Genomic DNA, 12,865 nt, shown 5'->3' with positions numbered 1-12,865 from the left:
GCATCACCTCCGCTTTTAGTCTCAGACAGTTGTCGTTAAAATTGTTGAGTGTGTGTTATTTTGATGTAAGGCTAAATTATATAAAGATGCTAATCGTTCATCACCTGAATCTAACCCTGAAACTGAAGAAATAATTTTGTTAATATCATTGGCAACACTGGTGATATTAACCATATTTTTTTCTGATGCTATAGAACTAGCTTTTATATAACCTGACCAATCATTATTTTTATGAGGTATGTTATCAGATTTAATTTCACGACCATCTTTATCTGTTATAATCTCAACAAGATGATTATCTGCTCCTGAGGCATCTTTCGCAAACCAGTTTTTAAATGTTATCCCATTGACATCATTTGACTCATTAAATGATAGTACACCATTAATGGCTTTATTCATGATAAGATCATTTCCCACTTTCTTAAATGCGATATCATCAAAGCTAATATCAGATAAGTGCAGGCGATCTCCTTTACCTCCTTCATCTGCAATTGTATGATGACCATAGTTTTGCCGATAAACATAAATATCATTACCAAAACCGCCATTCAGATAGTCATTACCTTCCCCTCCATCCAGAAGGTCAATACCACCACCATAAAGTTTATCATCACCAGTGCCACCTGACAGAATATTATAAGCTCCGTGTGCCTGAAGCTCATCATTACCGCTTCCTCCTGTCAGATAATTATTACCATCCCCTCCACTCAATTTATCGTTTCCACTACCACCAAATAACTGGTCGTCGCCCTGTCCTCCGGATATATAATCATCCCCATCATCGCCGTATAGTCGATCATTACCATAATTACCTTCGATATAATCGTTCCCATCTGCGCCATGGAATATATCATTAAACTTACCGCCTTTGAATTCATCATCATGTTTTCCGCCGATGAGTTCTTCAACAGAATGTAGCTTATCTATCACATCATAAGAAATTCCACCGGCTCTGAATTCAAAATCACGATATTGTATTTTCTCTGTTCGCTTTCCCACTGACACCTCCTGTTCATTAACGACTTCCTGCAATACCTTCACGTCACCATACATATTTTTTGAAACTATATACTCACCAGGTTTCGATGCTCCTGTTGCATCAATTGTTAGTTTGCCAGCATCCGTCTTATTATAAGATACGGTGTCATGGCCTTCTCCAGCAAATACTTCTGACGAGCCTGAGCCAGAATAAACAATATCATTTTTATCTCCGAGCTCAGAAATTATTTTCGCCTGATGGTATTTATTATCCTTTTCAACAAACTGAATCAGATTTGAATAATCATATACACCTTTATGACTTTTTAATCCTTTTACAGACCATGTATCCTTACCATTTACAATAAGAGATGTCATATATTCATATTTACCACTCTGTTTTCTTTCTCTGACTTCTTCTCCTGGGGTAAATGTTGGTGTTACAAATGTCAAAACACTTGATACATTACCTGTTGAAAGGTCTATGGTCCCTTTTTGAGGATCAAAAACTTGTTGTGTAAACTCCTTCGGTTGATCCTCTAAAAGCCCTCCATTCTCCAGATAATTAATATATGCCTTACCACTCTGACTACGATCAGCATTACGGGTTATACCTGCAAGTTCACCGATCTTCTCATCCCAATGTTGCTGAGTTATTGCGACAGCTCTTTCTACTGCATGCTGACGAGAAAAATCTGCAAGCAAAGACAGAGAGTCTTCTAAAAATGCAGCATGTCTTGCATCATAGCCATTCTCAAAATAATTTTTGCCATGCTCCTTTTCCCATTCATTGATCCGAGCAGCGAATTTATCTGCAACGTGCTCAAACATAGCCTGTTTTGATGCTTCCAGAATGCCAGATATCGTACCGGTTAATGCACTCACTAGCATGCTTATCGGGGCCCCTATGAGGGATGCACTGGAGGCTGCACTAACTCCCGCAGATACAGAACTCAGAACAGTATTTATTGTTGTCAGGGCTGCATCTATAGCTCCGGTTTCTTTATGAAAGGCTGCAAGTAAAGCATCCCCTTCATAATTCAATTTTTTAAATCGTTCAGAATATGCTTCAAGCTGCTTAGCTCGCTCAAATTTATCTGCAATAGCCAGGAAAGAAAGAGGACTGATAGCCAGCATAACAGCCGATGTGATCAGACCCGCACTTGCAGCTGTTGTCGATAAGCCCTGTGCCATTCTCTGAGCCAGAATATATTGTGAAACAGCTTTACCAACATTTCCCAGAACCTGAGTTGTCAGTTCGATACCTGCTGCTGCTTTTGTTCCTGTATGTGCGTCACTGTTTCCCAGAATAAAGCTTGCTGATACAGCTGAAAGAATTCCAGAGATAACATCCAGCCCATCCCCCAAGGGGCCCAGGTCAGGTAAATTTTGTAATTTTCCACCAACAGAACTTAAGCGAGGTTTACTGGATAAAAATGAGCCAAGCTGGTTAAGCTGCTCAGAAAATGAATCAACAGTACTGTTTATACTTGATACTGTATCTACAAGGTGATTAATAAGTTCAATACTACTTTTGGCAATATCATTCTGACTTATATCCTCTCCTCCCCGTTGTTTTCTCAGCAATTCATCAAGAGCCATGCCTGATAAGGCAATCCCCGTAAAATTATGTAGTGCTGAAAGAACTGTTCCGGCTTTTCCCAGATTATTACCTACATTCTCAGCGGTTCCGCCTATTTTACTCCCAACGTTCTGATACTTCTGCAGAAGTTTATCAAGTTGTGGTGCGAATATTGCAACACCACGTTCAGTTAATCCTAAAACTTTTTCTGCTGTACCAAAAAACTGGTTTGCAATCGCTGTATCATCTCGTTCAGTACGGTGTATTTCTATTCCAAGCTCATCAGCAGCTTTGACCAACTCATTAATACCCACGCCCTGAGCTTCATAATCATCAGGTATTAATAATATGAGTTTTTTTCCAGCGGTACGTACGTTTGATGATGCTGTATTAAATGCTGATTTTGTAGTCGATGTCGCATTGCTGAAAATGTTCTTTATTTTATTTACTGTCATATTAGTTTGCTTTCTCAATATTAAAATTAAAATCTTGTCTATTTTTTACTTCAGACATAAGTTCATGATGGTATTGCCTGAATATTTTTGATGCCAATTTTTTATCTATCCCCCCACCATGAAACTCAGCTATTTTCCCTGTTTTACCATACTCATCTAACCTTATTGCTCTGAATAACTCATAAGGATACTTTTTCCTCATGTGTTTATATAAGTCCATGTTGTGTCCAAATGGCGCTATCCAGTCAATAAACCACTTCCTTTCTCCCGATATCCAGTCCTTTGCATACAAAGATGTTACATCATTTATATATTTCACCTCGCATTCCAGATCTAAACTGGCCCAGCTACAAAAAGCTACAGGAAGGTCATCCTTTGTCAGCAAAGCAAATTGATTTGTCTGAATGGCAGGTATGACATTAATAGCAAAAACAGACAGAGGCCATTTTCTATGCAGCGGAGAACAGGCCCATAACCATGCAACCTTTCCCATGACATCAAAGACATTAGATTTCATAATATTTAAAGATGTATAAAATTCAAGAATGGTAAAGAAATTAAAATAAAGACACAGAAATCATATTATTTGAAAAATAAACATCTAAAAACAAAAAGCTACCGCAAGGAGCTCCCCTCCTAACACAAACAACTATAATATATTGGCTACAACTCTTATGCATATTACAGATGAGTTATATTATAATACTCAGATGATTGTTTTGTAAGATAACAAATGATTTTCATATGAGTCCCCTGCTACAAAAACTTTATTAAAGAGGTATCAGACAGATTACAGCAAACCATTTGGTTACAGTTACCAAAGAAAACCCACTCAAGTTTCATACTGAAGGTATTCTCATCCAGCATTGAAGTGGTCAACAAAAACTGGTCACCGCGTTAGAGTTTTTCCAGTATCGATTTTCCGATTCGTTTGGGGATAACCCACCGTTATATTCGTGCGGTCTTAGTGCGCTGTAATATCCAACGATATAGTCCGTTATGGCGTGAGCTGCCTCGCTGAAGCTTACGTAACCCACCACCGGCATCCATTAACCCCGGGGCAGTCACTGAATGAGGGACCAGCAGCGGTAAAATAACCTGCATAATTTCATAATGATGCCTCTGTTAGTTATGAAGGTTTACGTCATTAAAATTGCTGTTCGTGGTGTCAGTCCTATGGTCTGGCGTCGGCTGAGGATTGCAGCCGATACATCACTGGCTGCACTCCATTTTATTATCCAGATCATTCAGGGCTGGGGTGATGACCACCTGCACCAGTTTCATATTTACGGTAAAGATTACGGTATCACTTACGAGGGGAGCATTGGTTTTCCGGATAAGCCGGAAACCGGATCTGCGCGGCGGGGAACGGGCAGGAAATATGATGATTAAGCAACTTACATAAAATCATATCAGATATGATTTTTACCTGTCAGAATATTATCAGATGGAGCGTGCAGGATGGATGAAGAAAGGGTGTTTTCACTCAGCTATGAGCAACTAACCCGAATAGCGGAAAAAAATATCCGTGAATGTGGGCTGGACAGCCAGAGCGCCAGGTGCATCAGTGAATTGAAGGCCTCAGCTCTGCTGTGGTTGTGGTATCGAGTAGGCAGCCTGACGGCTGCAACTTGTCATGGTCTGCCATTACCGCTATAAAAACAGACAATGTTATTGTCTTTCAGGTGGTTATATGGCCCGTTCAGCTAAACCCCGTAAACGAAAACCTGCACCTCAAAGAAGCAAACTTCCCCGCTATGTCGTGAAGCTTCACGACGATGACTTCTTTGACGAAGAAGACACAGAAGTTCTGCGCTTTGATAATTTTGACGATGCCGTTGAGTGCTGCGCTGACCTGGGTATTCCGTTCTTTGTGGATGCGGGAAACAAAAAGCTGGTCTTCTGGTTTGTACGTGTTGATGACGAAGGGTATCCGGAAATAGCCCGCTGCACGGAGCGGGAATTTGCAACCATTTTTGCCGGTATCAGCGCCGGCGGCATGTACTGTCCGGAGTGCGGCACGGTTCACTGGCCGGACGGAGTCACCCCGCCCTTCTGATGTTTCCCCGTTTTGCCGATATTTTTCAGCAGGGAAACCTCTGGCTTAACTGGCTGGAGAAGCAGCCGGAAGGTTCAGTGCGTCCGGTGGTGATTGAGTCGGTGACAAAAATCAGGTGGAGAGGGATGTATCAGCAGTTACTGAAAGTTGCCCCGCTGAAGTGCATCCTGTGCGGGAGTCAGATGCATTTTACGGGGCTGAAGCGGGGTTACCGTCTGGCAGATCTGGTTGTGATGCATGAGCCACTGGCGCGAATGTGGGTATGCAGCTGAAAGCCGCAGAGGGGAAGTTGCGTCCATTTTCAGGGAAATGGAGCAAAAAACCGCCACTTATGCTTTGTATCAATCAGTATCGCCCCGTTCGATAGTCGTTTCCTTTCATATGGTGTACAAGGAATGTCGAAGAAACATCCGTTTCGTGATGTTTTTTTAATCTTTTTGGGATTTAAATTCCTGTCGATGAACAAGAAAAGTATAAAACCATTACTTAACATGATATTAATAGTAAAAAAATCCAGACGACCAGTCAATTAACATATATAACACTATAAAAATAATATAAAAAAGCGAGTACACCTCGACATATAACATGATGCAACTCACAAAAAAAATAAAAAAAATTGCAAAGACCGTTTAACTAATCTCAAATATCCGTGAAACAACATGACGGGAGGTAACATGAAAAAGCTAATGTTGGCAATTTTTATTTCTGTATTATCTTTCCCCTCTTTTAGCCAGAAAGCTGAATCAGTTGACTCTTCAAAAGAGAAAATTACATTAGACACTAAAAAGTGTAATGTTGTAAAAAACAACAGTGAAAAAAAATCAGAAAATATGAATAACACATTTTACTGCTGTGAACTTTGTTGTAATCCAGCCTGTGCTGGATGTTATTAAAATCATAGAGGGAATCTTTATTCTGATTCCCTCTATATTATATGTACTGGTGCTAAGAAAATCATACTAAAAAACAACGCTTTTATATTATATGGCCAGAATATTTTAATAATGACCTTATATTTTACGACGATTAAAATTCTAGTGACAGAGCAAGAAAGTAATGCGAGAAGATAAACTAAAGTATTTGCTTGAAATTTATAGAGAAAATGAAAGAAAGATAAAAGAGCTGGAACAGATCAAAAGCCATATATCTCAGTTAGAAGTCGCAGTGCTTCGAATTAATAACCTAAAAGTGCGAGAAGATATTGATTCGCTGTTAAAGAGTTATAATTATTAATGCTAATAAAAGCCAGTTTGTGACAGATAAAACAGAGTCATGTAAGTCGCGGACAGCGGTATCGCTTGTTTTTTTAATTTACTATACGTCAAGCTGCCCCTATTATTTCATTCGTTACTGGCGATATTATAAACGTTATGTCGCTCTTGTTTCCCTGCCGTAATCACTTATATAACATTTCTTCATCAATGCGAACAGATGTAATGACAAACGTATTGACGAGTAACAGATGCCGCGTCAGCGGCATGTAAGGCGGCATACTGTTGTTTCATATGGCACAGAAATAAAACCGCCGAAGCCCGGCGTAAGCCGGTACTGATTGACAGATTTAACCTTACCCACCCCATCCTGTTAAGCCATACCCACTTTCAGCCATGACAGAGCCTCTGTACGCGGTCGGAGTGGTCCCGACAAGGGTTTCCCGCAGTCGGGGCGTATCTCCGCGTTAGCGGACCGTGAGGGCCGCTTACGAGCGTGTATGACAGACATTAGCGGGCATGAAAATGGCAACTATCAAAGACAGTGGCGTTGAAACAGCGGCAGCTGCAACTACCTCTCGAATCCTGGTCAGGCAGGTAGTAGGCGTTGGCTTCATGCCTGCCGTTGGTGGTTGTTCTGGTAACGGTGATTTGCCCTGCCTGTTCCAGCGTCTGAATTGCCCACTTAACACTCTGTCGACTAATACCGGACAGGATAACCAGTTCAGTGATTGAGATTTGATTTTTTCCGGCAGCAATGAAGCTGGCGATTACACACAGGATTGAACTTGTCGTTCTCAATGTCAGCGACCCCTTATCACTGCCAGACCATGTTTTTTGCTTGCGGCTGTCTGGATGTCGTCCGAAGGTCATCGAATAGTAGTTCAAAGAAAAAAAGACATCGAGAAACACGGGAACTCTTTATCTGTCCAGTTTTAACCATGAGCATGCGCCTGAATGCCCCATGTATCGTCAGTTTTCCGGAAATGAAGAGGAAACCTCCTCCGGAGCAGACCGGCATCCCGTGCTCCCGTATAAATTACAGAAACTTTTTACCACCTGATGACCGTAATTCCGTTATCAGACTGCAGGCTCGCTCTGCTTACCATGATGGTGAGCGCTCCTCCGTTCGCAAGAAACGTCCGCGCCTTTCCCGTTTACTCAAGTCTCTTATTGAAGATGCCGGGCTGAATATGTCAACGCCACGATATTTGACCGTTATGGGGATGCGGACGATTTCCTGGACTCATCAGGAGATGAAACATGTTTACTGAAGAACAAAAAATTCGCGCCATTGAGCTTTGCAGTAAAGAACCTTGCAGAGGCGTTCGGGTATTATAACGAATGGCATCTGCATAGTGCGCTGGGGTATCGCTCGCCACGGGAATATCTGCGGCAGCGGACCAGTAATGAGTTAATGATAACAGGTGCCTAGAAATATAGGGACAAATCCACCTGACATGGTTTACCAGATTTCATCTTTACCACGACAGATACAGGTTGTCAGCTTATCTTCAAAACCGGTGTTACTAAAACGGGAGTGACCATAGATTACATTTTTCGGGTAAACTCCGGTTACCGTCCTGAATCACCAGCACTGACAATGGTGTGAGAGCGGGTGTTTGTCACTATTATTTATTAGTCAGTAAGTCAGAAAAAACATTGGCAAGTGGGGACGTTAAGAAGAAATAACTTCGCAGATATTTGTATAACGTAAAAATGCTACACGCAACGTATTAAATCTGCCGTACTTCGCCTCAATGTTCAGGGTAAGATTTATGCTCAGTGCGGCAGATATACAAATGAACTCAGCTTTAAGGTTTCAGCTCACAAATCTTAGCATTTGATATTGTATCTTGTTGAAAATGTTGTACTGAATGTATATAAAAACTAAGGACACATTATTCTGACTGAATCATTCCTTACCCCTCTGCATGCTCTCAGAGGGATTTTTTTATTTCCTGAATGAATAATAAAATGAAGGTGCGACTCCGGTACCACCATTTACATCATTACCCCTGATATACAGTACCGGAATCGCATTAATATCATGTTACATGTTTTTTATGCCCAGAATAATGGGGGAAGCTTCTGTTGCGAAATAATATGCAAATCATGTCTTCTGGTGTTTGTTTTTTAACTTATTGTCTTACTTGTGCTTTGCTTATAGTGCCTGATAACTCTTCGGTTTGTTGTGAGTATAAAAAACCCCTGGTAACACAGGGGTAAGAGAACAAATGAATGCTCAGTTTATGTTGCACTTTAAACTAATGGAACTATAGAGGAGGTTGTTACATTTCCACTTATAAATCACCCACTCCTTTTTTGCAATAGATTAATATTAATTGTAAAATTTTTGCGATGTTGATTAGGGTATTTTTAGTTATTTATTGACCATGGACTCTGCCATGGTTTCTGCGTATCAACTGATAAGAGATAAGCTTTTGTTTTGAGTTTTTATTAAAAATGCGATTTATCTCACAAAAAATAATCATATAAACATGAAGGAGTTAATGGATAAATGCATATATCTTTAAAGTATTGTGCAGATGGTTATTCTTGTTTTTGTTTACTCGAATAGTTGTTTTGTCTGATGTGAGTTTATTGATGCGTATTAATTATACGCCAGAAGCTTAAGTTAAGTATTGAAATCAGTGGGCTGTACGGTTAAATTTTTGTTTCAGCATAGCTGATTCATCGTTATTCGAATATGACCAACGCACCTGTAATTGTTGTTTCTCTTGGAGCCCCACTTTTTTGTGGGGATTTTTTTATTCCATGTGTCGTTAAAGGGATACACCCGGAATACGTAATTGTTCCACATAAGAAGAATTAAGCTGAATGACATTATGATTAGAAATCGTCTCTCCATGCCTTACATACCAGTGAACGGATATGTCCATCCGGTTGACTGATGCAGATACATGGGGCAAAAGTGGAGTATACCGACCATGGCTGATAACAGCAAGATGCTCAGAAAAACATGGCTACACGTTCTTAACCTGACCCTTTTTCCATTCAGATATAATATCTCATCCGTTCAGGTGCGCTCTTCGTTACTCAAAATAATCACAGATTATATCTCATCCACATAATTACCGGAACCATGAGTTTTCCATGTTACGGATATCATATGTCTGACGTAAAAAACACAGCTTCCGGAGAGACTTTCTCTGTATCCGAAAAAGAATGTTTTATAAAACATAGCATTTTCACCATAATGTCCATAGTGCCACGGGGATATAATTTTTGCATCATTCCCTGCTAAATTTTTAATCATATTATTCTGCATACTTACCTGTCGTCGTAATGCAAAACTGCAATTCATCTTCTCTTTGCGGTATAAAAACTCACCATACCTGAAGGCATTAGCATGGTATACGCGGGTTACAAGTTCCTATGTGCGTATTCCAACTGAACAGCCATCCAGTATATCTGTAAAGAAATAATTAAAATCTGAATTTAATTCCAGTGACAGGGATGTAACATTATTCTTTTTGTAGGACAGGTAATATGCTTTAAAAGTAATGTCCTCAGGAATATTATCTGTGGCCTGCATTAACTTATATGAAGGAATACTTCCCCGGACAGGACAGCTATAATTACCGGCTTGCTTTTGAAAATAAAAATTACCTGTTTTCTTTTCAGATGAATCAGAAAAGAAATCGAGTAGGCAGCCTGACGGCTGCGGCTTGTCATGGCCTGAGATTACCGTTATAAAAACAGACAATGTCATTGTCTTTCAGTGAGTTATACGGTCCGTTCAGCTAAACCTCGCAAACAAAAATCCGGCGATCTTAAGCAATAGTCTGCGCACGTTTGGTAGCCAGATCATCATTATTCATGGTTATTGCATCTCCGTCAGACGTTTTTATATCCGGACAGCCCCTCTATGGCCACTTCTGTGCGGTATGCGATACGCGCAGGATATACACTTTTCCCCACTGGCTATCGACCTCATAAACCAGAACAAAATGCGGGTGAATAGCCAGTTCCCGGGTACCTTCCACACGACCGTTGCGGCCTTTTATAGAGCCTGTTTAGGATTCTGTGTAAATGCCTTTCTCAGAAGTGACCGTCCAGGCGGTCACCGAACTCGATAATAAAGCGGCTCATTGCCATTCGCCAGTCCTTCAACGGCATCGTCCATTTCTGGGACGCAGACTGGATTGCCAGCCACACCACTTTTTCACCGAGTCGTCTGTCGGGAACACTTTACGCTTTTTGATCGCATGGCGGATCACGCTGTTTAGCGACTCGATGGCATTCGTCGTATAGAGCACTTTGCGGATGTCCGTTGGATAAGCGAAGAACGTGGCAAGATTCGGCCAGTTAGCCTGCCAGCTTCGGCTTATCTGAGGATAGCGACTGTCCCAGGCCGCAGCGAACGCTTCCAGTGCCTGCTGGCCTGCCTCTTCCGTGGGTGCCTGATAAATCGCTTTCAGGTCGCGAGTGACGGCTTTGTAGTCCTTCCATGACACGAAGCGCAGGCTGTTGCGCACCATATGCACGATGCATAACTGGATGCGGGCCTTCGGATATACTGTGTTGATGGCATCCGGGAAGCCTTTCAGGCCATCCACACAGGCGATGAGGATATCGTTCAGACCGCGGTTTTTCAGTTCAGTCAGCACATTGAGCCAGAACTTCGCCTTCATTTTCGGCCAGCCACATACCTGGCAGTTCTTTCTGACCTTCGATATTGATGCCCAGTGCCAGGAACACCGATTTGTTGATGACGCGACTGTCATGCCGAACTTTCAGGACGATACAGTCAAGATAAACAATGGGGTAAACAGCATCCAGTGGTCGGTTTTGCCATTCTACAACCTGCTCCATCACGGCATCGGTAACCTTTGATATCAGTGCCGGTGAAACATCTGCGTCATACAGTTCTTTGAACGCAGCGGCTATCTCACGGGTGGTCATCCCTTTGGCATACAACGAGAGGAGCTGGTTATCCATCCCGGTAATACGGGTCTGATTTTTCTTTACCATTTGTGGTTCGAAGGTACCGTCACGATCGCGCGGAGTACGCAGTTCCAGTGGACCGTCGCCTGTGATAACGGTCTTTGTGGAATAACCGTTGCGGGAGTTAGCTCCTGGTCTGGACTGATTTTTCTCATACCCAAGATGGTGTGTCATCTCTGCATTGAGAGCGGCTTCAACGCTGAGCTTTTTCAGCAGCCGATCAAACTGACTGAGGTCTTCAGGGGTTTTGAGGTTTTTGGCCAGTTCGTTAGCCAGAGCCTGTAACTGTTTGTCGTCCATAAATTAACCTTCATTTGATGCTGGATTGAACATATCAAAATCAGGCAATTACACAAATCTATGTACAGGCTCCATGGTATTTAACGAATTCTATGTCGTATTATCTTGGTTGCAGACAGTTGTCTTCTTTCCAGCCGTACAGCCACTCCATACTCCGATAAAAATCTACCTGCGATTTCCCTTTCCACAGCAGATTACGTACCTGGCGTTCTACCCCTGCGGCGTGGTAAACCCGCCCCATTTCACGGGTCGACCAGACGATGCGCGCGGTGCGCGGAATTCGTACCGACTCATACAGCGCAAAGGCTTGCGCCGCATCACCCTCACACTGCGCCAGCGCCTTACCCAGCGTTACTGCATCTTCCAGCGCCATACAGGCTCCCTGCGCCATATATTGCGCTACCGGATGGGCCGCATCGCCAACCAGCGTTATGCGCTTCGTTCCCCACTTCGCCACCGGTTCACGGTCAGCGGTTGACCAGCGTCGCCATGAAGTCGGTTTATCCAACATCTGGCGCGGACGGGGGTGAATCCCTTCAAAGTAAGAGAGCACTTCCTCTTTACTGCCATCCTTCACGCCCCACTCTTCCTGCTGGCGGCTGTGGAATGTTACCACCAGGTTATACTGCTTGCCGCCGCGCAAAGGGTAATGCACCAGGTGACAATGCGGCCCCGCCCACAGTACCGGTGCGTTAATGCGCAAATCTTCCGGCATATCGGCACAATCGATAACCGCACGGTAGACAACATGTCCGGTGACACGCGGCGCATCGCCCAATAAGCTCTGGCGCACCACTGACTTCACGCCGTCACAGCCAATCAGAATATCGCCGGTCCAGCTATTGCCGCGATCGTCAAACACGGTGACATCGTCTTCCGTCTCGCGAATATCCACGACGTTGGTGGAGGTGTGATATTCCACGTCCGGATGCGTCAGTACCGCTTCCCACACCGAGGCGTGAATATCAACCCGGTGGATCACCGCGTAAGGGCCGCCGAAATGGTCACGAAAGGCCTGCCCGGTTTCAATGCGCACCACTTCTTCGGCATTCACCGCGTCCATCATGGTAATGTGATCGGTAAACACCGCGCGCTGGCGGGCAACTTCGCCGACGCCGAGGCTGTCCAGCGCCGAAAACGCATTTGGCCCCAACTGGATGCCCGCGCCAATCTCACCGATCTCATGCGCCTTTTCCAGCAGCACCACTTTGATCCCCAGGCGGGCCAGTGACAGCGCAGTTGCCGCACCACCGATCCCGCCTCCCACAATTACTGCGCGTGTCACTTTCGTCATTATAGTTCTCCT

The 12,865-nt window shown here is 43.1% G+C and carries 8 protein-coding genes and 8 pseudogenes; 8 read left to right on the top strand and 8 right to left on the bottom strand.

All coding sequences use genetic code 11. The features are described 5' to 3' along the window. Nucleotides 1–21: 21 nt before the first annotated feature. The 3 genes and pseudogenes from ehxA to QUF14_RS28120 all read right to left on the bottom strand — a co-directional run. Nucleotides 22–3,015 carry an enterohemolysin EhxA gene (gene ehxA / locus QUF14_RS28130; protein ID WP_000217752.1) on the bottom strand — a complete coding sequence of 998 codons (2,994 nt, stop codon included), beginning with the start codon at nt 3,013–3,015 and terminating at the stop codon, nt 22–24. A 1-nt stretch (nt 3,016) separates the two neighbouring features. Next, on the bottom strand, nt 3,017–3,532 hold the full coding sequence (gene ehxC / locus QUF14_RS28125) for an enterohemolysin-activating lysine-acyltransferase EhxC (protein ID WP_001355427.1): 516 nt from the start codon (nt 3,530–3,532) through the stop codon (nt 3,017–3,019). 358 nt (nt 3,533–3,890) lie between these two features. Continuing rightward, nucleotides 3,891–4,064, bottom strand: a pseudogene (locus tag QUF14_RS28120) (IS3 family transposase); the annotation flags it as partial. 64 nt (nt 4,065–4,128) lie between these two features. Here QUF14_RS28120 and QUF14_RS28115 point away from each other — a divergent pair. From QUF14_RS28115 to sta1, 5 genes and pseudogenes are all read left to right on the top strand, one after another. After that, complete coding sequence (locus tag QUF14_RS28115) at nt 4,129–4,407, top strand: plasmid pRiA4b ORF-3 family protein (protein ID WP_000982737.1); 279 nt, start codon at nt 4,129–4,131, stop codon at nt 4,405–4,407. 69 nt (nt 4,408–4,476) lie between these two features. Continuing rightward, the gene (locus QUF14_RS28110; protein WP_001355426.1) at nt 4,477–4,674 is read left to right on the top strand and encodes a hypothetical protein; all 198 of its coding nucleotides are present in this window, start codon (nt 4,477–4,479) and stop codon (nt 4,672–4,674) included. A 34-nt stretch (nt 4,675–4,708) separates the two neighbouring features. After that, nucleotides 4,709–5,074, top strand: coding sequence for a hypothetical protein (locus tag QUF14_RS28105; RefSeq protein WP_000124091.1), 366 nt, complete (start codon nt 4,709–4,711; stop codon nt 5,072–5,074). A 110-nt stretch (nt 5,075–5,184) separates the two neighbouring features. Further along, nucleotides 5,185–5,346: pseudogene (locus QUF14_RS28100) on the top strand (IS91 family transposase); the annotation flags it as partial. A gap of 405 nt (nt 5,347–5,751) precedes the next feature. Further along, nucleotides 5,752–5,970, top strand: a complete 219-nt coding sequence (gene sta1 / locus QUF14_RS28095; RefSeq protein ID WP_001355425.1) for a heat-stable enterotoxin ST-I group a — start codon at nt 5,752–5,754, stop codon at nt 5,968–5,970. Between the two features lie 697 nt (nt 5,971–6,667). Here the strand turns inward: sta1 and QUF14_RS29165 are convergent. Then, nucleotides 6,668–6,789: pseudogene (locus tag QUF14_RS29165) on the bottom strand (replication-associated protein RepA4); the annotation flags it as partial. A gap of 24 nt (nt 6,790–6,813) precedes the next feature. On the opposite strand from QUF14_RS29165, the gene QUF14_RS28090 reads away from it, so the two are divergent. From QUF14_RS28090 to QUF14_RS28080, 3 genes and pseudogenes are all read left to right on the top strand, one after another. Further along, nucleotides 6,814–7,023, top strand: a complete 210-nt coding sequence (locus QUF14_RS28090) for a hypothetical protein (protein WP_157839841.1) — start codon at nt 6,814–6,816, stop codon at nt 7,021–7,023. A gap of 172 nt (nt 7,024–7,195) precedes the next feature. After that, a pseudogene (locus tag QUF14_RS28085) lies at nt 7,196–7,505 on the top strand (hypothetical protein); the annotation flags it as partial. An 86-nt stretch (nt 7,506–7,591) separates the two neighbouring features. Then, nucleotides 7,592–7,731, top strand: a pseudogene (locus tag QUF14_RS28080) (IS3 family transposase); the annotation flags it as partial. 1,652 nt (nt 7,732–9,383) lie between these two features. Here the strand turns inward: QUF14_RS28080 and QUF14_RS28975 are convergent. From QUF14_RS28975 to QUF14_RS28060, 4 genes and pseudogenes are all read right to left on the bottom strand, one after another. Then, nucleotides 9,384–9,847: pseudogene (locus QUF14_RS28975) on the bottom strand (hypothetical protein). Nucleotides 9,848–10,178: 331 nt separating this feature from the next. Then, a pseudogene (gene yacB, locus QUF14_RS28070) lies at nt 10,179–10,316 on the bottom strand (type II toxin-antitoxin system toxin YacB); the annotation flags it as partial. 37 nt (nt 10,317–10,353) lie between these two features. Continuing rightward, a pseudogene (locus QUF14_RS28065) lies at nt 10,354–11,559 on the bottom strand (IS256 family transposase). A 100-nt stretch (nt 11,560–11,659) separates the two neighbouring features. Continuing rightward, complete coding sequence (locus QUF14_RS28060) at nt 11,660–12,853, bottom strand: 3-hydroxybenzoate 6-monooxygenase (protein WP_000170150.1); 1,194 nt, start codon at nt 12,851–12,853, stop codon at nt 11,660–11,662. Between the last annotated feature and the right edge of the window lie 12 nt (nt 12,854–12,865).

The sequence above is a fragment of the Escherichia sp. HH091_1A genome (assembly GCF_030295175.1).
Lineage (GTDB): Bacteria > Pseudomonadota > Gammaproteobacteria > Enterobacterales > Enterobacteriaceae > Escherichia > Escherichia coli_F.
Note: the sequence above shows the minus strand (reverse complement) of the source record. Positions and strands in the feature narration are given on the sequence as shown.